Origin of the sequence: Psychrobacter sp. 1Y1 (assembly GCF_051847395.2) — a bacterium.
Taxonomy (GTDB): domain Bacteria; phylum Pseudomonadota; class Gammaproteobacteria; order Pseudomonadales; family Moraxellaceae; genus Psychrobacter.
Genome location: NZ_JBPYDF020000001.1, coordinates 1439064 through 1462456, shown reverse-complemented (window position 1 = coordinate 1462456; position 23393 = coordinate 1439064). Strand labels below are relative to the sequence as shown.

The 23393-nt window shown below is 43.4% G+C and carries 19 protein-coding genes; 7 read left to right on the top strand and 12 right to left on the bottom strand.

Translation table 11 applies throughout. From position 1 onward, the window contains the following. Positions 1–144: 144 nt before the first annotated feature. From ACS8FA_RS20150 to ACS8FA_RS20140, 3 genes are all read right to left on the bottom strand, one after another. On the bottom strand, positions 145–1056 hold the full coding sequence (locus tag ACS8FA_RS20150) for an ATP-binding cassette domain-containing protein (protein ID WP_439264934.1): 912 nt from the start codon (positions 1054–1056) through the stop codon (positions 145–147). Positions 1057–1141: 85 nt separating this feature from the next. After that, the gene (locus ACS8FA_RS20145) at positions 1142–3070 is read right to left on the bottom strand and encodes a glycine betaine ABC transporter substrate-binding protein (protein ID WP_439264935.1); all 1929 of its coding nucleotides are present in this window, start codon (positions 3068–3070) and stop codon (positions 1142–1144) included. A gap of 452 nt (positions 3071–3522) precedes the next feature. Continuing rightward, complete coding sequence (locus ACS8FA_RS20140) at positions 3523–5007, bottom strand: coniferyl aldehyde dehydrogenase (protein ID WP_439264937.1); 1485 nt, start codon at positions 5005–5007, stop codon at positions 3523–3525. A 406-nt stretch (positions 5008–5413) separates the two neighbouring features. Between ACS8FA_RS20140 and lipB the strand changes: the two genes are divergently transcribed. From lipB to ACS8FA_RS20125, 3 genes are all read left to right on the top strand, one after another. Continuing rightward, positions 5414–6244, top strand: coding sequence for a lipoyl(octanoyl) transferase LipB (lipB, locus tag ACS8FA_RS20135; protein WP_439264939.1), 831 nt, complete (start codon positions 5414–5416; stop codon positions 6242–6244). Between the two features lie 194 nt (positions 6245–6438). Continuing rightward, positions 6439–6969, top strand: coding sequence for an inorganic diphosphatase (locus ACS8FA_RS20130; protein WP_057759479.1), 531 nt, complete (start codon positions 6439–6441; stop codon positions 6967–6969). Positions 6970–7126: 157 nt separating this feature from the next. Next, positions 7127–7591 (top strand): hypothetical protein, encoded by a 465-nt coding sequence (locus tag ACS8FA_RS20125; RefSeq protein WP_102090957.1) that lies wholly within the window; start codon positions 7127–7129, stop codon positions 7589–7591. A gap of 147 nt (positions 7592–7738) precedes the next feature. Here the strand turns inward: ACS8FA_RS20125 and ACS8FA_RS20120 are convergent, their stop codons facing one another. The 5 genes from ACS8FA_RS20120 to ACS8FA_RS20100 all read right to left on the bottom strand — a co-directional run bounded on the left by ACS8FA_RS20120 (position 7739) and on the right by ACS8FA_RS20100 (position 12603). Further along, positions 7739–8554: a sulfite exporter TauE/SafE family protein gene (locus ACS8FA_RS20120; protein ID WP_439264941.1), complete on the bottom strand. Its 816-nt coding sequence runs from the start codon at positions 8552–8554 to the stop codon at positions 7739–7741. A 113-nt stretch (positions 8555–8667) separates the two neighbouring features. Next, on the bottom strand, positions 8668–9183 hold the full coding sequence (locus tag ACS8FA_RS20115) for a flavin reductase (protein WP_439264943.1): 516 nt from the start codon (positions 9181–9183) through the stop codon (positions 8668–8670). A gap of 102 nt (positions 9184–9285) precedes the next feature. Then, the gene (locus ACS8FA_RS20110) at positions 9286–10314 is read right to left on the bottom strand and encodes a methionine synthase (protein ID WP_201572630.1); all 1029 of its coding nucleotides are present in this window, start codon (positions 10312–10314) and stop codon (positions 9286–9288) included. 54 nt (positions 10315–10368) lie between these two features. Further along, complete coding sequence (locus ACS8FA_RS20105; RefSeq protein ID WP_439264945.1) at positions 10369–11406, bottom strand: DUF1852 domain-containing protein; 1038 nt, start codon at positions 11404–11406, stop codon at positions 10369–10371. Between the two features lie 309 nt (positions 11407–11715). Further along, positions 11716–12603 (bottom strand): SDR family NAD(P)-dependent oxidoreductase, encoded by an 888-nt coding sequence (locus ACS8FA_RS20100; protein WP_057759469.1) that lies wholly within the window; start codon positions 12601–12603, stop codon positions 11716–11718. Positions 12604–12838: 235 nt separating this feature from the next. Here ACS8FA_RS20100 and ACS8FA_RS20095 point away from each other — a divergent pair, with 235 nt between their 5' ends. Continuing rightward, entirely contained in the window at positions 12839–13240 is a 402-nt protein-coding gene (locus ACS8FA_RS20095) for a DUF1622 domain-containing protein (RefSeq protein WP_335731914.1), read from the top strand. A gap of 89 nt (positions 13241–13329) precedes the next feature. Here ACS8FA_RS20095 and dusB read toward each other — a convergent pair whose 3' ends face one another. From dusB to ACS8FA_RS20080, 3 genes are all read right to left on the bottom strand, one after another. After that, entirely contained in the window at positions 13330–14364 is a 1035-nt protein-coding gene (gene dusB, locus ACS8FA_RS20090; protein WP_439264947.1) for a tRNA dihydrouridine synthase DusB, read from the bottom strand. A 121-nt stretch (positions 14365–14485) separates the two neighbouring features. Beyond that, the gene (locus ACS8FA_RS20085) at positions 14486–16531 is read right to left on the bottom strand and encodes a BCCT family transporter (protein ID WP_101205399.1); all 2046 of its coding nucleotides are present in this window, start codon (positions 16529–16531) and stop codon (positions 14486–14488) included. Positions 16532–16841: 310 nt separating this feature from the next. Further along, a complete protein-coding gene (locus tag ACS8FA_RS20080; RefSeq protein WP_102077970.1) occupies positions 16842–17282 on the bottom strand; it encodes an HIT family protein in 441 nt (146 codons plus the stop codon). Between the two features lie 241 nt (positions 17283–17523). On the opposite strand from ACS8FA_RS20080, the gene ACS8FA_RS20075 reads away from it, so the two are divergent. The 3 genes from ACS8FA_RS20075 (at position 17524) to ACS8FA_RS20065 (ending at position 21869) form a co-directional block, all read left to right on the top strand. Beyond that, a complete protein-coding gene (locus ACS8FA_RS20075; protein ID WP_439264949.1) occupies positions 17524–18279 on the top strand; it encodes a hypothetical protein in 756 nt (251 codons plus the stop codon). Positions 18280–18486: 207 nt separating this feature from the next. Further along, entirely contained in the window at positions 18487–20373 is a 1887-nt protein-coding gene (gene ilvD, locus ACS8FA_RS20070) for a dihydroxy-acid dehydratase (protein WP_102094755.1), read from the top strand. A gap of 248 nt (positions 20374–20621) precedes the next feature. Next, positions 20622–21869, top strand: coding sequence for a cation:proton antiporter (locus tag ACS8FA_RS20065; protein WP_296207835.1), 1248 nt, complete (start codon positions 20622–20624; stop codon positions 21867–21869). A 55-nt stretch (positions 21870–21924) separates the two neighbouring features. On the opposite strand, the gene ACS8FA_RS20060 is transcribed toward ACS8FA_RS20065, so the two are convergent. Then, positions 21925–23349, bottom strand: a complete 1425-nt coding sequence (locus tag ACS8FA_RS20060; RefSeq protein WP_439264952.1) for a serine hydrolase domain-containing protein — start codon at positions 23347–23349, stop codon at positions 21925–21927. Positions 23350–23393 lie beyond the last annotated feature (44 nt).

Sequence of the window (23393 nt, the reverse complement as noted above, 5' to 3'; positions counted from 1 at the left end):
AGTTTGGTATTTATTTCAGAGTTCACTTTTGATTGCTGAAAAATGACAGTGAATCCCAATAAAACGATTGCGATTACTTAAACCATTTATAAGAACATTGTATAAGTTTATCCAGAAAATCTATCCATAAATGGTTATCACGGCTTACGCTTTTGCACTCATAAACTGCTCGACGTAGTCATCAGCAGGATTATGCCGCAACTCGCTTGGTGTGCCCGTTTGTATGAGTCGACCACCATTTAACATACTGATGCGCTGACCTACTTTGACAGCTTCATCAATATCATGAGTAATAAATACAATGGTTTTGTTCAATCGATCTTGCAATTCGAGTAGTTGGTCTTGCAGCTGAGCGCGAATGAGCGGATCAAGCGCAGAGAACGCTTCGTCCATTAGTAAAATTGGGTTATCCGTTGCCAAAGCACGAGCCAGACCAACGCGCTGCTGCATACCACCTGAGAGTTCATCAGGGTAGCTGTTCTCCAAATTTGATAGACCGACTTCATTAAGCCAATGTCGAGCCGTTTCATGTCGCTCGTTTGCGCTCATCTTTCGGACACGCAGACCATAAGCAACATTTTGTATGACCGTCATGTGCGGCACTAAGCCGAAATGCTGAAAAACCATACTGACTGTCTGCTGACGATAATGCTGCAACTGCTTATCGTTGAGCGCTAAAATATTAATAGCCGTAGCAGAGCTTTCTTCTACTACCGTACTTACATTATCTGTCGCTGATTGCCTATCAGCTGTTGTGTGAGTCGCATGTTCTCTATTCAGAGCAGTATCTACCCATATCTCGCCACTGGTTGGATCTATCAAACGATTAATATGGCGTATCAGCGTTGATTTTCCTGAGCCTGACAGACCCATGATGCAATGCAACTCGCCTGCCTTGATATCTAGATTGACATCATAAAGACCAACTGAATAGCCCGTTTGCTCTTTTACCTTGATGCTATCCATACCCTCAGCCAGCAATGCCAATGCAGACTGTGCTTGCGTACTATTGGCATTATAAATCTTACTGATATTTTTTAGTTGGATATGATTCATCGGTGCTCTCACTATTCACGTGGTTTTTATCATTATGGCTTCGGTCGATTACCATGGGTTCAGTCGTATGCCACTAGATAATTTTTTATCCAATCGGACGTCTGCCTGCTTCGATGGTTTTTTGACGGGTACGCTTACCTTGACCAAATGCTTGCGTAATACGGTCAATGATAATGGCAACGATAACGATGGCCGTACCTGCTTGTAGACCTTGACCGATATTGAGCGTTTGGATAGATTGCAATACATCTTCACCAAGCCCAGGAGCACCAATCATTGAAGCCAATACCACCATGGCAAGTGACATCATCACAGCCTGATTGATACCTGCCATAATACTGGGCAGCGCTTGTGGCAATTTAATCCAGAGAAGTAGCTGTAGGTGGGTACTACCAAAGGAGCGCCCTGCTTCGACCATTTCATGATTAACTTGCGTAATCCCTAATGTCGTCAGACGAATCAAGGGTGGCAACGCATAAATCACGGTCGCGAATAACGCAGGCACTTTACCAATACCAAACAGCATTAGCACTGGTATGAGATATACAAAACTTGGCATGGTCTGCATGATATCTAGCACTGGCGTCACAATCTTGCGTAGCAGTTTGCTACCTGACATGGCAATACCAATAGGAATACCAATCACGACCGTGACCAGTACCGATACGATAAGCAGCGCTAAAGTATCGATCAGTGCGCCCCATAAGCCAAAAGCACCTATCAAAAATAGCCCTGCACCACATGCCAGCGCGAACCAAATCTTGCGGACACCAAACCAGCCAAGCACAGTCACAAATGCAATAATCAGCCAAGGCGGGATAACCGTTAATAATCGTTCAATAGGTAGTAGCAGATAAGTAAGGGTCATCGTGCTAATAGTACGAAATACATCACCATAGTTTTGGACGACGTTTGCTAAGGCATTATTGAGTGGGGTCTCAAGCGACCATGAAGGAAAGCTTGATGCGAGCGCTGACGCATTGATACTAGATGCAGTTGCTTCTTTAGAGATAGCACCCGTTGAGCTAAGGCCTAACTTGGTAGCGAGATTGGTAGCGGCCTCATCGGATAACCATGCTTGCCAAACCTCTGGGTTGTCACGCAAAAAAACCATGGCCTGCTCATCGCCAGTGCGTTTACTTTCGCTCATCTCCAAGATAGCACCGTTTAGCTCATCAGAGGTAAATTGCACCTTTTCAAAGACAGCTGCTAGTTCAGGATTAGATTCTATAAATGGAGTAGAAACGGCAATACCTAACGGCGATACTGGGAATCCTGACACACAATCCATCTTACCATCAGCGAGCAGCAGATTTTGCCAACAAGCATCCTCATAAGCTGGGAACTCTAATGGCGCAAGGTCATATTTTGCCATTAGCCCAGTGGGTTGCCAGTAGTAAAACAACAGTGGCTTATGCTGCTCGAAAGCGGAGGCAATTTCGGCATCGAGAGCAGCACCTGTACCAGGGTGTGCGTTGTTAAAAAGACTGTCTAGACCGGTGGTTTTTAGCAAACGTGTGTTAAAAATCTCACACGTCCAACCAGAGGGACAGTTCATAAAGCGAGATTTACCAGGATCTTCAGGGTCTTTAAATAGCTCCGTATATTTAGGCAGATCTTGATAGCTGCGTAGTCCTGGGTTTTCTTCCAAAACGTATCGCGGGACATACCAGCCTTGAGTTGCACCGCCTTTTAGCGTATCGCCGATGATGGCTACTTTATTCTGCTCAATGGCTTTTTCCATGATTGGCGAACGGCCAACCCACTGTTCCCCGATGACCTGAATGTCATTCTGTGAGAGCGCCGTATCAAGTGCAGGCCCTGCTCCTGGTACGTCCTCTACTATGCAGCCGTATCCATCTTCTACGATATGTCTGAGTACGCCGGAGGTGAACTGCCCACTCTCCCAGGTTAGCGCCCCAAATTTAATCGGTGATTCACACGCCGCTGACGCCGATAAAGGCAGTAGTAACGCGCTCATCCACAGTAAGCTTAATGCAATCCATTGGCGCATACTCTTTCCTATTATTATGTTGTATCGGCATGAAATCACTATTAGAACAATAGAACTAAAAATCAGCTGAAAGGTCTATATCATGTTTACCAAGGCTAGCCATAGACCATTCAGCTACTATCTACTGTTGTTTAGACTTACTACAAAGTGTAGCGATTTATAGAAGTGATGACAAACGCTTATTTGTCGATTAACGCAGTATATAAATTTACGATAATTTTGATAAAGCTCTTATGACAAGTCGCTCTTAATTTGAGAAATCTATATTTGAGAAGTCATATTTTAGACAAAAAAATAGCACCTATCTAGATAGATGCTATTGGTCATGATATCGATTAAAAAGGTCACTATTAATTTCTATAGCTACTATAAAACGTCTACTTCAAAAACAGTTACTCTAAAGACAATTATTTTAAGAACGGTCATTTTAAAAGCGGTTATCTTAAAGACAGTTATTTCAAGAACAACGCCATTGCCTTTTTAAACAGTCCACCATAAGGCGGCAATAATAAATTCAGGCCATTGAGCTTGGTTTGGACAAAAATCGGCTTCATATGGCTGAGGCGTTCAAAGCCGGCCTTACCATGGTATGCGCCAGTACCAGAGTCACCCACGCCACCAAACGGCAAGTCGTGCTGAGCCACATGTATCAAAACTTCGTTGATACATAAGCCACCCGAGACCGTATTGTTACGCACGTTTTCGATACTGCTGTAATTGTCACTAAACACATATAGTGCCAATGGCCGTGGACGCGAGTTCACAAAGTAAATGGCATCATCAAGCGTCTCATAATGCATCAGCGGCAAAATCGGGGCAAAAATCTCATTTTGCATGAGGTCGCTGTCAGGCTCAGGCTCGCTGACGATGACTGGCGGCATTAAACGGGTCTCTATATTAGATTCAACGGCAGTTAACGCATGTAACTCGCCGCCTGTTAGCGCATCTAGATAGCCTTTTACCCGTTTGAACTGCTCACCATTAATAATGCGAGAATAATCTGGGTTTTCTTCGATATCAGGATAATGCTTGGTCATCCACTCTTTTGCGAGTTGGATAAACTGGTCATGGTATTGACGCTGAATCAAGACATAATCTGGCGCAATACACGTCTGCCCAGCATTTAGTGTCTTACCCATCATCACTCGATTGACAACAGACTCTAGATTGGCATCATCTAGTACGATTACAGGTGATTTACCACCAAGCTCAAGCGTCACTGGTGTTAGATTTGGCGCAGCGGCAGCCATGACCTTTTTGCCCACCGCAGTCGATCCGGTATATAGCAAATGGTCAAATGGTAGCTCACTAAAGGCGGCAGCAATCTCAACTTCACCGAGCACCACACAGATCATATCTGGGGAAAAATAACGAGCAATGGCGTCAGCAAACGTCTGAGCAAATTGCGGCGCAGCCTCACTCATTTTGACCATAATGCGGTTGCCTGCAGTGATTGCATCAATCATCGGGCCAATTGCTAAAAATAACGGATAGTTCCAAGGCACCATAATACCGACCACACCCAATGGCTGAGGCTGAATTTCATTATGGGCTGGCATATACAGCGCTGAGATCGGCGCACGATGTGCTTTCATCCACTTTTTACCGTGTTTTTTGGCATGGCTGATACCGGTAAAGCTAGGAAACAACTCAGCAAACTGCGTCTCTGACTGGCTACGATAGCCAAAATCTGCACTAATCGCCTTTGCAAAACTCTCTTGGTTATCACTGAGCATCACTTCTAGATTGTCTAGCTGCGTCGTACGAGTGCCCCAATCATTGATTGGCTGGGTACGGCTTAACATTTGCAAGCGTGAAAATTGCGCTTTCATCTCATCGATAGTCGTCGCCGTACTTAAGGCTTCAGGCACACGCTGCAGCGCAAAACCTGTCTCGGTCACTGCCTGCTCATGGGCGCTTTGGTTGCTATCTGTCATTTGTCTTCCTTGTCATAATCATAGTAATAGTCATAAGGTTTGTAGTCACTACATTATATTGGGTTAGAGGCTCTATCTTTCTAGTCAGGTGCACTCTTTGATAACCTACTCTGACTATAAATTTCATTAGATTCCATTCATTACACTTTAATGTAGCGCATCGACTGAGCAATGAACAGCACCTTTGGTTGACTACTGCGTCTGTACTAGCAGCACCGCTATGAACCACTTGCCACTGTTCTATACCTATTATTTCGTCATCAATTACTAGCTGTTTTCTATTAGCATTTACGCCATTTACAGACATTGCGACAGTATATATCTTTGGGCGATAGTCGCCAAAACTGCTACACTACCGATGAGCATTATTTATTTTAAACTTGATAATAATAAGACAGATACTCTCATGCAAAATGACACACAACCCCTCAATGATACGCTTGTCAGCAAATCTCTATCAGCCGCCGATTATGTCCCTACTCTCGATGCGATGCTAGCACGCACCCTCGAACGTATCGATCTAAAAAAACAACAAGGGCTGCGTACGCCTGATGAATTATGGATTGTCGATCATAACGATGTCTACACGCTTGGACAGGCAGGTAAAGAAGAGCACATATTACAGCGTACTGATACACCTATCATCAAGACCGATCGCGGTGGTCAGGTGACATGGCACGGTCATGGACAGTTAGTGCTCTATTGGTTGTTTGATTTAGACAGCCTCAAATGGAGTGTGCGCAATCTTGTCTCCCATGCTGAGCAAGCGATAGAAGACGTCATCAATGACTGTTTGCGTAGCTCACCATCTAGTAGCGACAATATCAGTGCTCATGCGCGCCGTGATGCCCCTGGTGTCTACTTATATGCAGATACTGCTGCAACAGATGACAGCGCCTCTACAGATGACAACTCTCTTGATAATAAGATTATGCTTGGCAAAATGGCCTCGCTAGGCTTTAAGATTAAGCATGGCTTTAGCTACCATGGTATTGCGATTAATTTAAATTGTGACCTGTCCTCATTTAACGCTATCAATCCTTGTGGCTATGCCGGCATGCAGATGTTGCGACTGTCTGATTTTGTAGCCATGCAGACAGATTCAGAGCAAACAGAGCAAACCGAACAGCAAGTGAGCGATTCATTCAGCTATGAGACAGTCACTCAAAAACTTATCGATAACATCGCCAAGCGCCATGCTGGACTGATTGAGTTGCGAGCTATCGCCCCTAAGTAAGTTTTGAGCCTATTTTTGCATAATCTTTTTTTGCATAATATCTTGCACGCTTAGACTTAAGCATTAAGAGAAAATTCAGTACAAACTTGCTATAATCGCATGCAGTACAAATCGGACGCAGCAACTATCCTTGCTGTATCCCTAGCTCAACCCCTTATTCAAACATTTAAAACAAAAGCAAATTGGAGCATTTTATGGCAGATTTTAACAAAATTTTGGACGCAGGCGATGTAGACGGCGGCATCATCAACGTAGTAGTAGAAATCCCAGCTGGTAGCAGCCATAAAATTGAGTGGAATCGCGAATTAGCAGTATTTGAGCTTGACCGTATTGACCCACAGATTTTTGCTAAACCTTGTAACTATGGTTTCATCCCGCAAACACTTGACGAAGACGGCGATGAGCTTGACGTATTGCTATTGACTGAGCAGCCACTACCGACTGGTATTTTCTTAAAAGCAAAAGTTATCGGTGTGATGAAGTTTGTTGATGATGGCGAAGTAGATGACAAAATCGTTGTTGTCCCTGCTGATGACCGTGACACAGGCAATGCTTACAACAGCTTAGAAGACCTACCAAAGCAGTTGATCAACCAATTAGAGTTCCATTTCAGTCATTATAAAGACCTGAAAAAAGCTGGTACGACGGTTGTTGAATCTTGGGGCGATGTTGCAGAAGCGAAAGAAGTTATCAAAGAGTCTATACAACGCTGGAAAGATCTATAATTATCAAATATTGGTAAAAATGCCGATAACGATAAATAATAAAATACCGCAGTCACCATAGTGGCCGCGGTATTTTTTTGCTTGAATATTGCTTATCTAACATGGTTATAATGAGCATATAACTCATTTACACTTATATGCCGTAATAAGGACAGTCATGTTTAACCCCGACCCTAGCGCAAAAACGGTCAATACCAAGTTGCCAAGAGACGTCATTATGATGGTCGAAAAAAACAACCTAGTAATGGCCATCAAAACTTTGGCGGCAGACGAAAACATCAGTATGGATGAAGCCAAAAGTAGAATTGATGCTTATGAGACCCAGCTGAAAGTAAAGCAACAACAGAAGCTCAATACTATCGCTAGTAAACAAGGCATTCCAAATCAAGCCATCAGCTTTGATAGAGAGCAAGAAGAAGACGAGCCTGGGCCATTGGTAAAAAATCGTGTCAAAACCACCAAACAGAGTCAAGGGTTTAAGGGGCTGCAAGACGGTGTCGATAGTCAGCTAAATGACTTAGGCTATAAGAAACCTCTATTGCCTTATTGGCTAAAACGATTGCTCGTGATCGCTGTCTTAATGATAGGAATGTTTTGGATATTATGGCGAGTATTTGGTTAAGTAATTTAGCTAAATAAGAAACTGGTTCGACATATTCCCTATAAAACTACATACCGACTAGCTACAATTTAAGAATGTAGCTAGTCGAATAGTTCATTGAAAACCTGCCCTTGAATCCTTTCACAGCGTCCACTAATCTAAAACTACTTATAGCAACCCTTTATATAAAAAGTAACAGCCTACGACGGTCAACAGTACTGCAAAGCATTTTTTCAGCAACTGCGGCGATAATGCGTGAGCGACTTTTGCGCCTAGCTTGGCCGTGAAAAAGCTCATGATGCTAATGCCTAAAAAAGCATAGATGTGAACAAAGCCAATCGTATTGGGCACGTCGACTTGAGCTTGCATGCCAAAGAACATAAACCCTAGCGCACCTGCAATCGCGATAGGCAATCCACATGCGGCTGAGGTTCCAACGGCTTTTTGCATAACCACACCGTAACGCGTGAGGTAAGGTACGGTTAAGCTACCACCGCCAATCCCAAAAATAGCAGAAGCAATACCGATACCAGCCCCTGCTGCTAATTGCTTAGGTTTTGAAGGCAAAGCTATATGAACATTACCAGCATCGCTATTTGCTTTCTTTTTACCACCCATAAACATTTTATAAGCGACCCAAAGCAAAAACACACCAACAATCAACTGCAGATATAAACCAGATATCTGCCCTGCGATCCCTGCTCCTAAAAAGCAGCCTATTGCTAAGCCTGGCGTCAGATTTTTAAAGACAGGCCACATGACTGCGCCTTTCTTATTATGCGCCATGAGCGAGCTTATGGACGTGACAATAATGGTTGCCAGTGAAGTACCCAAGGCCAAGTGCATAATACTGTCAGGACTGTAACCCATTTGCGTAAAGACAATAAATAGCAGTGGTACGATAATAGTGCCACCGCCTACTCCAAATAGCCCTGCAGCAAATCCTGCTAGCGCCCCTATTATTAAAAAAGTTATTAATTCCACAGGATAGTTACTTCTTATTTAGATTTAATGAGATGATAATTATAGTTAAACGACTGCTCAATATTGAACGAGCAATAGCCCATAGGCTTAGGTGTTGGATAATAGGTATTGGATTAAATAAGCTCTACTTGCCCCACTCTAGAATAGGCACGATTAAAATAAACCAACCCTTCATCAGTTCCGCCTTGTGGCTCAGCCTGATTGATGGCGACAACGCGGCACATAAAGACGCTATGCGTGCCAACTTCTTGAATTTGTTCAATCTCACAATCAAAGCTGACCAAGGCATCCTCCAATACAGGAGCGCCTGTTTGTAATTGTGTCCAAGAACCATATTCAAACCGTTCTTCTGAACACAGCTTAGAGGCAAAAGCATTGGACAGCTGCTCATGTTGCGCGCCTAACACATTGACACTTAAAATTTTATTTTCCAGAAAGTAGCTATGTGACCGAGACGTTTGATTCATACAGACAAGCAAAGTCGGCGGTGTGTCTGTAACACTACATACTGCCGATGCTGTAAACCCATGCATGCCGGTCGCCCCTGATGTGGTCACCACATTGACCGCAGTCGTTAGCAAAGACATGGCATCTCTAAAGTCGGTCGCGTCAATCCTATCTTTAATCATTGCTTCAATCCCGAGAAACGTTAAAAAATAACGTTAAAAAATTGTGCTTCAATTTTAGTTTTGCAAAGGAAATTCTTTAAATAGAATTTCCCTTGCAAAACTCTAAGCAGTCAGTTCTTGACGAACGATTTGAGCACCAGCGCTTAATGCCGCGAGCTTACCACGTGCGACTTGGCGAGACAAAGGTGCCATGCCGCAGTTGGTCGCAGGATACAGCTTGTCAGCATCGACAAATTGTAGCGCTTTGCGTAGCGTATCTGCTACCTCTTCTGGTGTCTCGATAGTGTTGGTTGCCACATCAATGGCACCGACCATCACTTTTTTACCACGAATCAATTCAATCAGATCCATAGGTACACGTGAGTTTTGACACTCAAGTGAGACAATATCGATTTTCGACTGTTGCAATTTAGGGAACGCTTTTTCGTATTCGCGCCACTCTGAACCCAGTGTCTTTTTCCAATCGGTATTGGCTTTGATGCCATAGCCGTAGCAAATATGGACAGCTGTCTCACATTTTAGGCCTTCAATGGCGCGCTCTAAAGTTGCAATACCCCAGTCGTTCACATCATCAAAGAACACATTAAATGCGGGCTCATCAAACTGGATAATATCGACGCCAGCCGCTTCTAATTCTTTTGCCTCTTGGTTCAGGATTTTAGCAAATTCCCAAGCCAATTTTTCACGGCTTTTATAATGACCGTCATATAACGTATCAATCATCGTCATCGGCCCTGGCAACGCCCATTTGATTGGCTGATCAGTTTGCTGGCGTAAAAACTTGGCATCATCAACAAACACGGACTTCGGACGGCTCACCGCACCAACGACTGATGGCACGCTCGCATCATAGCGATTACGAATTTTGACCGTCTCACGCTTCTCAAAGTCGACACCATCAAGGTGTTCGATGAACGTAGTCACAAAATGCTGACGGGTCTGCTCGCCATCACTGACAATATCAATCCCTGCATGCTGCTGCTCTTGCAATGATACACGCAGTGCATCTTGCTTGGCTTCAAGCAACTGCTCGCCCTCTAAAGCCCAAGGTGACCAAATTTTCTCGGGTTCTGCTAGCCAAGACGGTTTTGGTAAGCTGCCAGCGGTAGACGTCGGTAATAGTAGTTTCATACGATTTATCTTCTGATTAATTTATTTTTTATTATGTTGATGAGTAATGCTCAGTTAAGCGGCTTGCTTGCTAGCCGTTTCTTTATCAGCGGCTTCTTTTTGAGCAGTATCGCCTGTTACATCATAACTTGCAGCCCATTCCTCAAGGATTGTTTGATACGGCTTAATAAAATGCGTCTCAGTAAACCTGCCCTGGGTCACTGCCATTTGACTACGTTCGGCGCGGTCATAGACCACTTGCGTCAATGAATAGTCTTGGTAATTCAGGCTAGGTTGATACACTTGACCAGCGCTTGAATTGGCGTTGTAAATCTCAGGACGGTAGATCTTCTGAAAGGTCTCCATAGTACTGATTGCACTAATCAGCTCAAGATCGGTGTAATCACTGAGCAAGTCCCCTGCAAAATAAAATGCTAGCGGCGCGGCACTACCTTCAGGCTTAAAATAACGTACCGTTAAGCCCATTTTATGAAAATAGTCGTCGGTCAACGAGTATTCATCTTGCTTGTACTCAATGCCCAATACAGGATGTTGATTAACAGTACGATAGTAAGTCTTGCTGGTTGACACGCTCAGGCAAATCACAGGTTTTTTTTGAAAATGAGCGTTGTAAGCTTCTGAATTCAATAAGTATTGAAATAATTTTCCATGCAACTCACCAAAATTATCTGGCGTTATGGATGCTAGGTTTTTGTCGCGATGCTCTGGTAACACAATACTAAAGTCATAATCACGCACATAAGAGGAGAAACTGTTGCCAACCATACCGTCGATACGCTTGTTTTCTTTATGATCCACAATCGTGGTTTTTAGCGTTTCGATAATAGGAAACGTCTGACCATTGCCTTTAACATCTAGATCGACAGAGATAATATCAACTTCAACAGAATAACGATCTGCTGTCAGATTGTCCCAATGCGCCAATGCATTGAATCGATTATTAATCATGGTTAACGTTTTGCGTAAGTTCTCTTGACGGTGCTCGCCGCGTGCCAAATTTGCAAAGTTAGTCGTCAAACGCGTGCTATCTGCAGGCTGATAGTTTTCGTCAAAACGAATGTGCTTAATTGAACAATTGAATTCTTTACTCATGGTGATCCGCTACCTTATTTATCTGAGATAAAACCAAATCTGTGTATGAGGTGAATCATACCGAAATCTAAACATGAATAAAAACGATACAATTTAAACATAAGATGAATTTTATTCATCTTCCTGAAACTTAGATATATAAAGGAAATTTAACAGCGGAATTTTTAAGGATTTATTTAACGTACAACTAAGCCCTTCACACAATGGCAGCGAAGAGGCTTTTATACTGCTTAAGCATATTTTTAAGGCATAAAAAAAGGATACCGTAGTATCTTTTTTTTCAAATTCGAGCCTGATAACAAATCGATTCTAGTGATGCTCACCAGGAAGAATTTTGGCAAAGGCACGCTGAGCAAGGTTAGGCTTGCTATCAGTCGTTTGCGCAGCGGTCGAACTTGGGAAAATGCGATAACCAATGGACTGAACACCAACGTTAAAGGCTGGTACCAGTGAATAAGTCGCCGATGCAAATTTGCCCATATTACTAGCAATACTATTTGGCTTATGAACGATGGCTTTTGCGACCATCATCGCGGCTTCGTCAGGCATCAGTGCTGGCATATAACGATATAGCTTGGTTGGCGCAATCATTGGGGTACGCACAAGTGGCATAAAAATATTGGTTACTTTGATGTTATCGCCTTTGACTTCAGCAGCCAAACAGCGACTAAATGCATCTAAGGCCGCCTTTGACGCGACATACGCTGAAAAGCGAGGACTATTTGCCAATACCCCAATTGATGAGATATTCACGATTTGACCGGTTTGACGACCAATCATCGTTGGCAAGAAACCAAGAATGATTTTGACCGCGCCAAAATAATTAATCTCCATGGTACGTTCAAAGTCATGAAAACGGTTGACCGACTCATGCACTGAACGGCGAATCGAACGTCCTGCATTGTTGACTAGTACATCGACATGTTTAAAGTCAGCCAAAATCTTTTCACTGGTTTTTTCAATCTCATCCATATTGGTAAGGTCGCATGGATAGTAGCTAGCCGCGCCGCCAAGTGTTTCAATATTTTCCTTGACCATTTTTAGCTTATCTTCAGTACGGGCCAGCAAAATAACATGCGCGCCGCATTCACTGAGCAAAAAAGCCGTACGCTCGCCGATACCACTTGAAGCGCCTGTAATGATAATATTCTTGCCTTTGACGGCTTTGGTGATTGCTTTTTTCGAGAGATTGGCCATAAAAAGTCCTTTTCGTTTATTCTATAGTTATTGGTATTCGGTTATAGCATAGCAAAAAAATGTCGTATGGAGTGAACAAAACCATAGTGAGCGTTAGCTGACGGGATCTTTACAAATTTCGTCGTCAACATAAATATTTATAAATACATTTTTAGCTTATTGTTAATTACTAAGTGCTAAGTACCAAGTGTTAAGTGCTAAGCTTTTTTCTAATCTATTATGAGGGGTACCTGCTTTGATAGACACACTAACTCACTATATCGACTTAATTGCCAAAATGATCGAAGTCATTGGCGTCCTCATTATGTTTTTTGGGCTATTTCTTGCTTTATATAGAGCTTTTCGAGCGTCTGGCCATTTCAACAATGATACTTACGTAGAGATCAGACAGACCGTAGGCAAGTCTATACTATTAGGGTTAGAAGTACTGATTGCCGCTGATATCGTAGCTACTGTCGTCACCGAGCCATCGCTACGCAGCGTACTGGTACTAGGTTTTATCGTACTAATTCGAACCTTTTTAAGCTTATCGCTACAGGTTGAATTAGAAGGTCGATTCCCTTGGCAAAATAGAAAGCCTGTGCCTGATAAACAGTCTGATACTGATAATCATACTGTGCCCATTGATAAAGCATAGCTGATATATAAAAGCGCTATCAAAAGGCAAGATGTAAAAAGTACTATGAAAAGTAACTAGCACGAGTTTATAAAACAAGATTTAAGCAATTACTGCTCGTGCGCCTGCAAAAAAGTCTCGACCACTTTGAATTGCCCAACGGTACTTTCTTCGCCATACATCGCCTGTCTAAAGGCGTTAGAGTTTGGAATACCTGTCGTATACCAAGCGATATGTTTGCGAGCGATGCGGCAGCCTGAGTACTCGCCATAAAAATCATAAAGCTCTTGCAAATGGGCCAGTACGATCTCTTTTATCTCACTAACGCTCGGTGCCTCTAGACGCTCGCCAGTACGCAAAAAGTGCTCAATATCGCGAAATATCCATGGTTGCCCTTGTGCAGCACGCCCAATCATCACCGCATCACAGCCTGTCATTTCATAGACGTGTTGGGCTTTTTGTGCGCTATCGATATCTCCATTGGCAATGACAGGAATACTGATGCTTTCTTTGACTTCGCGTATCAGCTCATAGCGTGCATTGCCTGTGTACATGTCTTCACGCGTACGTCCATGAATAGCAATCGCTGCAATGCCCGCCTGCTCAGCACGCTTGGCGACTCGTAAGATGTTTTCACGACCGTTTTCAAAACCCAGACGTGTCTTTAGCGTAACAGGTGCATTTACCGCATTGACCGTGGCATCTAGCAATCGTGCAACCAAATCTTCGTCTTGCAACAATGCAGAGCCTGCCAGCTTACGACAGACCTTTTTGGCCGGACAGCCCATATTGATATCGATAATCTGTGCACCATTATCAATTTGATAACGGGCCGCTTCAGTCAGTTTGTCCGGCTCAGCACCTGCTATCTGCGCCGAAATAGGCGCAATCTCATTGTCAAAATTGGCACGGTACAAGGATTTTTTGCGTGCATAAAGAGCGGTATCAGCGATGATCATCTCGCTGACCGCATGACCTGCACCAAATGATTTGCACAATCGGCGAAAAGGGTTGTCCGTCACGCCTGCCATCGGTGCGACCATCAAACGGTTTTCAATCGTCAGGCCACCGATATTTAATGGCTGTAATAGCGGATGATCAGACAAAGTCGAGGACGAAGATAAAACGGGAGAATCAATAGACATAAAAAAACGGCTTGATTTGTAAGGAAAACAAGCCGTTATTCTAAGGATTCCTGCGTTTATTGCAAGCGCTTAACGTGAATAGCTTGCATAAGCATTACTCGTTTTTAATAAATCCCATGCATTATTTATCAAGCACACTGCCCTGCTCTAGCGTGATGTCATCATCATGCTCTTGCATGCGCCACGGCAGACTATCAGGTGATACATTGAGGAAATGTAAATACTTCTCAAACTGATCAATGATGTCATTAATCACTGATTCAGATTTGTAGCCGTATAAGTCATAGGTCTGACCACCACGGCGTAGATACACCTCAGCGCGATGATGGTGCTCTTGTGGCAAAGTATCTGCGCTGTCTTCAGTATAATAATCAGGCGCATCATGCTCAGATAAGCGAACTTCGTACCAAAACTCGACATCGTCACCGCGCTGTAGCTCTAATACGGCTCGGTTATTGACCGCGTCATAGTTGACCTCAGTCGTCCAGCCGGTTTCTGCAAATTTAGACGACACCTCCATCATCGAAGGCATAACCACTTCTTTGATATAGCTAAGAACCTTTTCACGCGTTGGCTTGTCGGTCATATAATCAATACGCTCGCGCCATGCAGACGGTTTGAGTAAATGCGGCGGCAGTCTGTTGTCATTACCAAGGCTTTGATTACGATGTCCTTCGATACGCAGCGCACGCCACATACCAAACATTGAAATAAGAATAATAACCGCAAATGGTAACGCACTAACGATAGCTGCTGTTTGTAGGGCTTCTAAACCACCTGCAAGTAGCAATACTGCTGCGACAGCACCTTCAGTCACTACCCAAAAGCTACGCTGCCACCATGGTGTATCACTGCGACCACCTGCCGCTAGCGAGTCGATTACCAATGAGCCAGAATCCGATGACGTCACAAAAAAGGTAATAATCAATAAAATGGTCAACGACGACACAAATTCAGTAAACGGTAGATTCTCTAACAGTTTAAATAAAGCAATCGCTTGGTTGTTTTGTACTTCACTGATTAATGAGGTATAACCATCGACCATAATCATGTGTAGCGCGGTATCACCAAACACCGAAAACCAGAAGAACGTAAAGAAAGTCGGTACTAGCATCACACCCAAAACGAACTCACGAATAGTACGACCACGGCTAATCTTGGCGATAAACAGACCTACAAAAGGTGCCCATGCAATCGTCCATGCAAAAATAAATAAAGTCCAGCTGCCGATCCAATTGCTATTCTCGTATGCCTGCAAGCTAAAGGTACGTTCAACGATGTTACCTAAATAACTACCCGTATTTTCCATAAAGGCATTCAAGATAAAAATGGTCGGACCGACAACAAATACGAACAGCATCAACGCAGTTGCCAATAACATATTTAAAATAGATAAGCGTTTTACACCCTTATCCATACCTGCCAACACCGATACCAATGCCGCGGCGGTCACTAAGGCAATGGCAATCACCTGTACGGTCGTATTCACTGGAATGATATCTGGCAGTAAATAATTTAGTCCCGCATTGATTTGCGACACCGACAAGCCAAGACTGGTCGCAATACCAAACATCGTACCTAATATCGCAAACACATCAACCGTATGACCGATAGGGCCATGAATCCTGTCACCAATAATCGGGTACAACGTCGAGCGTATCGATAGTGGTAGACCATGACGAAACGCAAAATACGCTAGTGATAAACCAACGACACCATAAATTGCCCAAATATGAAAACCCCAATGAAAATACGCAATTTGCATCGCCTCTTTTGCCGCGGCGATAGTCTGCGGATCCGACATTGGCGGACTAGAAAAGTGCATCACTGGTTCCGCTACCCCATAAAACAGTAGCGCAATCCCGTAACCTGCCGAAAACAGCATGGCAAACCATTCAAGGAATCCGTACTCTGCCTCAGCATGATCAGGGCCCAGCTTGATACTGCCATAAGACGAAAACGCCAGTACAATAATAAACATCAAAAACAGTGCCACTGCCAGCATATAAAACCAGCCGAATGTCTCAGTCGTAAAACTAAGCACATCACTAAACAGAGCACCCGCTGCTTCAGGATTAATAGCCGTACCAATGACCAATAGCAGCATAATAATTGCTGCAGGTACAAAGACTGGTAATAAAATAGTCGAACGAGGTAATTTACTCATGAAAAATAATATCCTCAAAAGTTGACGATGCCTTTTTATAGAAAAGTTTTAATTAAGGCAAAGATTAGAAAATGTGTGTGAATGGTTATAATAATTATCACACTCTTTTCCAAAACCCTAGACAAGCGTTCAACTCGTAACATGACTTTAACGAATGTTACATGACTATTACCAAGAAAATAAAAAAGGCAGCTTGCTAGCTGCCTTTTGATTGTATATATATTTTTTAGTGATTTATAATCTTTGAATACTCGCTAATTCGTAAATACCAATATTTATTGTACCTAAACAGAAGCACTCTGTTTTCTAACTATGCATCAATCACTGCCGCCAACTTCTGCGCAATAGCTGCCAAATCACTATTATCTGCTTGGGTCACTGCATGACGACCCAATTCATGGATACTTGATGGAATGAGATGCACATGATAATGAAAGACCGTTTGACCTGCTTGTGAGCCATTCAACTGCATTTGGATAACGCCTTCACGCTCAAATACTTGGCGCTGAGCTTGCATGACTTTCTTAGACGTCATTAGCACCGCAGCAGCATATTCAGGCTCAAGATCCGCCAAATCAACGGCTTTCTGTTTTGGTATGACCAATACATGGCCTTCTGCTTGTGGCATGATATCCATAAAGGCCAGCGTTTTATCATCTTCATATACTTTGTGATATGGAATATCACCATCTAACATTTTGGCAAAAATATTATTGTCGTCATAAGCAGTCTTTTGATTTACTTCAGTCATTATTTTTTCCTTTAAGAGTTTTATTATTAGTTAATTAATAGCTCAATAGCTCAATAGCTATCCAAAATAGATAAAAGCATCTGTCATATAGTGGACGAAATATAACTTTAGTACAAGTCAGTATGACAACCGAATTTGAAAAATATCAAGCCATATTCCAACCATGCTAGCTCACTAATTTATTGGCGAGTCATGCCCTTAAAATGTTATATTAACCCTCTATTTTAATAACGCTATGTTTATGGATTTGCCTACTTTGCCAACTCAAACAGATATGGATAACACTGCTGCAACCCTTGATAGTAAGGAAGAACACTCTGATATTGAGAGTGAAAGTGGTACTCAAACCATTGATCCGAACGCTATCATATTAGCAGAAGCATTGACTGATAAAGCCATCAGCTGGCAGATACACAATTGTAAAATTATAAAGAAGATTGTCACGCAAGATTTGCCACTGCATTTTTTGTATCACTATGACAGTTTAGATGATGCGATCAAACAAACGCACCCGCTCACTCCTGAGTTACTGCTTCAATTCAATACACCCATGTCGGCTCATCAAGCTGCCAAATTAATTGGCATTGACGAGGAGCTGCTGACCAGTCCTTGGCATGTAAAAATTATCGGCTCGTTGGTAGTCTTTAGTGAGGCATTGCAGTTGGCTGTACGGCTACACTGGACCAATACGGGTAAAGAGACGCAGCAGATATATACCAAAGATACTGCCGACGCTATTATTGCCGCTTTTAAAGACTGGCAGTTTTTTGGTCGTGTAGACGTCCTTTATAAAAATAATAAGCAAATATTAATTAGTATTGACGAGCAAAACCCCAATACGCAAGCACTACCTGCCGAATCATTGCTGACGATTGAAGCTAGTAGTGATTATCAACAGCTACTGGCTACTCATGCGCTTGCAACTATTGTGAAATTAGAAGCAGACAAAGCCGATCTTCCTTGGTTTGACAAAGCCATATTAGAACGTATCGAGTAGCTATTTTGAGTAATTGTTTTTTTTACTCATCGCTTGTGATTATTAATTCACTGTTATTAGCATATTGTTTTTAGTTATTCATATCTAATGGTATGGTAACGAATTAGTATTATTCACTAGTACTCACTCTCTATAAAAAGCACACTATCCCTATTAAAACTGAGGGTGCACATTTTAACAACCCCGCCTATTTGTAAGGAATATCACATGGATTATCGTTCAAAAACCTCTACCGGCGGTCGTAATATGGCAGGCGCGCGCGCATTATGGCGTGCAACCGGCATGACTGACGGCGACTTTGGCAAGCCAATCATTGCGATTGCTAACTCTTTTACCCAGTTTGTACCCGGCCATGTGCATCTAAAAGACCTTGGACAACTGGTCGCCCGTGAGATTGAGCAAGCAGGCGGCGTTGCAAAAGAGTTCAATACCATTGCGGTCGATGATGGTATTGCGATGGGCCATAGCGGTATGTTGTACTCGCTACCAAGCCGTGATTTGATCGCTGATTCTGTCGAATATATGGTCAATGCTCATTGTGCAGATGCGCTAGTTTGTATTTCTAACTGTGACAAAATCACTCCGGGTATGTTGATGGCCGCCATGCGCCTTAACATACCAGTGGTTTTTATCTCAGGTGGCCCAATGGAAGCGGGCAAAATCTTAGCCAGTACCGTTGGTAAGAGCCACAATACCGATAGTAGTGACAGCAGTGCTGTTCGCAAACTTGACCTTGTCGATGCGATGATGGACGCTGCTGATGATAGCATCAGTGATGAAGACGTCGCTGCTATCGAAGCCTCAGCCTGCCCTACTTGTGGCTCATGCTCTGGTATGTTTACAGCCAACTCGATGAACTGCTTGACCGAAGCTTTAGGCTTAGCCTTACCAGGTAATGGCTCACTACTAGCTACTCATTCATTGCGTCGCGAGCTATTTTTAGAAGCGGGTCGTACCATTGTGTCGCTTGCTAAGCGTCGTTATGAGCAAGATGATGACTCTGTGCTGCCACGCTCTATCGCTACCAAGGCTGCTTTTGAAAATGCCATGAGCTTAGACATCGCTATGGGTGGTTCAACCAATACCATCTTGCATCTACTTGCTGCGGCCAATGAAGCAGAGATCGATTTTAAGATGGCTGATATTGACCGTTTAAGTCGCGGTGTACCTTGTCTGGCAAAAGTAGCCCCTGCCTCACAGAAATACCATATGGAAGATGTGCATCGTGCTGGCGGTGTCTTTGCATTACTCGCTGAGCTTGATCGCGCCGAGTTACTAAAAACTGACGTGCCGACTATTCATAGCGCAACGATGAAAGAAGCGATCGGTAAGTGGGACATCATGAACCCTGACAACCATGAAGCTCGCGCACGCTTCCTTGCAGCACCTGGTGGCGTACGTACCACGGAAGCATTCTCACAATCAAAAGAGTGGTCAAACCTCGACGTCAACCGTGAGTCAGGCTGTATCCGTAGTGCCAAACACGCCTACTCTACAGATGGCGGCTTAGCCGTACTATATGGTAATATCGCTGAGCGCGGCTGTGTGGTCAAAACCGCAGGCGTCGACGAAAGCATCTTGACCTTTACTGGTCGCGCGCGTCTATTTGAATCACAAGATGATGCGGTTGCTGCGGTATTGGCTGATCAAATCGTTGCAGGCGATGTGGTCATCATTCGCTACGAAGGTCCTAAAGGCGGCCCTGGTATGCAAGAGATGCTATACCCAACGACTTATCTGAAGTCAAAAGGATTGGGTAAAGAATGCGCCCTACTGACTGATGGTCGCTTCTCTGGTGGTACATCAGGTCTATCAATTGGCCATGCTAGCCCAGAAGCTGCTGAAGGCGGGGCGATTGGTTTGGTTGAAGAAGGCGATAGCATTCATATCGATATCCCAAATCGTACCATCAACATGCAAGTGAGTGATGCAGACCTAGCTGCTCGCCGAGAAGCCATGGAAGCGCGTGGTCGTGATGCATGGAAGCCTGTCAACCGTGACCGTCATGTCTCGCCAGCATTACGTGCTTATGCGGCTATGACTACCAGTGCTGATACTGGTGCCGTACGTGACGTGAGCCAAGTGGAGCGCTAGTCTGTAAGCTATCAATACTCCAGACATACTGATAAAAATATTAAGCCTGCGTAATGCAGGCTTTTTTTTCACCAAAAAACAACGTAGCTGTCGTTTTGATAACTATTTTTTGCGGTAATTATTTTATTTTGGCGTCATGATAAAGAGTATCAGTGACTGACTATCAACCATTGCTGTGAATTGTCATCAATATCTAAAATTACCCTCTTAAAATCGACCCTTAAAACATAACGACGTGCGTACACCTTATGATTGAAAAATATAACTTATTCTTATTAATCTGCGGGATTGCCTTTTTGCTCGGGGCCTTGTTTCCTGTTATTTTTAAGCGCACCTCTATCTCATTACCGATGCTCCAAGTCAGCTTCGGTCTGATGATGGGCTACTGGTGGACGTCTTTATCCTTTTTAGACCCACTTGATAACGGTTTACTCATCGAAAAACTGACTGAGATTGTTGTATTGGTCTCATTGGTTGGTGCTGGTATTAAAATCGATACAGAGTTGTCTTGGCGATTGTGGCGACCAACGGTAAGGCTACTACTCATCACCATGCCTATTGGTATTTTTGCGATGGCAGTCTTGGGGTATTACGCGTTTGGCTTAAGCCTTGGTGCTGCTATTCTGTTGGGTGCAGTGTTAGCACCTACTGATCCCGTGTTAGCTTCGAGCATTCAAGTGGGACCTCCCAATACAGGAGGAGAAGACACACCGCGCTTTACCTTAACATCAGAGGCCGGGTTGAACGATGGTTTGGCTTTTCCGTTTGTATATCTAGCGATTAAGATTGCAGAAGCGTTCAGTGAAGGCAAAGCCTTTACTTACGAGATGCTATGGTCGTGGTTTACTCATGATGTCTTGTGGAAGATTGGCGCAGGCGTAGTGGTGGGTGTATTAGTTGGTAAATTATTGGCCAAAATCGTGTTTTCTAAACATACCCGTGAGACTACCATCTCGCAAGGTTATGTGGTTATTGCGTTGACGCTACTAGCCTATGGTCTTGCAGAGTATGTACACAGTTATGGCTTTATCGCTGTATTTGTGGCCGCATTTGCGTTTCGTCGCTCGGAGTGTGAGCATACCTATCACCAAAAACTGCATGATTTCGCTGAGCAATCAGAAGGCTTACTGATGTCATTGGTGCTGGTTATCTTTGGTATGTTCCTTGGTCAAGGGTTGCAGGCAGGTGTCGAGTTGACATGGCGTGTCTATATCGTCAGCTTTACCTTCCTACTACTTATACGACCGATTGGTGGATTTATTGCCTTATCAGGATTGAACTTACCTCATACTGAAAAATATGCAATATCGGCTTTGGGTATTCGCGGTATTGGTACTTTATATTATCTGTCCTATGCGCTCAATCAAGGTTTCTTCGCGGATGAAGATGCGCTTAAATTATGGATTGTTTGTTCGATTGTCATTTTGACTTCTATCTTTATCCACGGTCTCAGCGCATCAAGATTGCTCAAAATGACACCAAATAAGCAGCATTAACATTAATGCTGCTTATATTTGAAACAGAATCAATTCGCGATTGAAGTTGGCGTTATTAAAGTATCTCTTCTACCCAGCTCAAGACGGCTTCTGTCAGCGCAAACTGACGAACGTCATTGAGCATAGTGGTATCAAAATTATGAATAAAAGCAAATGACAGTTGGCGCTCAGGGTCGCACCAAGCAACCGATCCGTTATATCCCATATGCCCAAATCCTGATAAATCAGAACTCATTCTCTTATCCGTATCATCGTTGTTAGCATACAAGCTAAATAATCTATGGTAGCCCAATCGCCATTTCATAGCCGCTGGCATAACCGCATCTAAACCCTCAACCTGCGGAGTAGATAACTGCTTAAAAGTAGCACTATCGATCAGTGTTTTCCCTTGCCATACACCGCCATTAGCAAGCATTGCATAAATCGTTGCCAGTGCTTTAGCGGAAGCGACACCATTTGCCGCTGGAATGACCGCCTGTAATGTTTGACGGTTATGATAATCAAGGGCATGTTTGCCAGCAGGTATCAGCGCCGCCTTATAGTTTTTTAGATTAAGCTGACTGGTATTGAAATATAAGCTATTAATACGCGCAGTATTTAATACATGTTGTACGTTATCAATATCAGAGCTATCTAGGCTGTCATCTAGGCTACTTTGCGTCTCAGCTGCACGTTTGTCATTTAGCATTTTCTGTTGCCAGTAATGATAACTAGGTAAGCTTTCATAAGTACGTAAAGTTTCTTGAGAGTCTACTTTTAAGGTTGGTTTTTGGCGTCTCGATTTTAAATGGGAGTTTGTATCCTCTGTTTCTTCAAAATCTTTGGCTAATTTTGCCACCTGATCTACTTTGCTATCTGGCACACCAAAATAGCAGCTGTCGGCAATACCCAGAGGCTCTGTTAGATACTGGCGCAGTGCTTCAGCGAATGATAGATCTGTGACCGCCTCTACTACGCCGCCCAATACCCAGCCATAGATCAACGCACTATAAGCGCTATCATATTTGGGCGCATCTTCGGGAGAGGTAATAGGCATCGCTGCAATGTGGCGCAGCATCGTATCCCAATCAAGTACCGTCTCGCTATCGACCTCGATACTTTGAATCGAAAACAAATCAGCCTGATGTGACATGATTTGTCGCAACGTAATTTGGTCTTTGCCGTTTGCAGCAAATTCTGGCCAATAATGGGCAATAGGTTTGTCATATTCGATCAGTTGCTGCGAAACCAGCACATGAACCAACGTTGCCAATACCCCTTTACCAGTAGAAAAGTTAATTGCCAACGTATCGGGTAGCCACGACATATCGGGACGCGCCATACCTGTACTGGCTTGCGCAATGCATTGACCTGCTTGATACACGGCCACAGCCCCGCCAGCAGGTGCATCATCAAGCTGTAAATCTGTCAGTAATTGCTGTAATCTTTTTTGAAAGTCAGCGTTTATGGGTGTATTAGAATTCTCTGTATTATGATCCATTATTATTACCTTGCTCCAGTGATATAAATTATTCTATTTTTAAG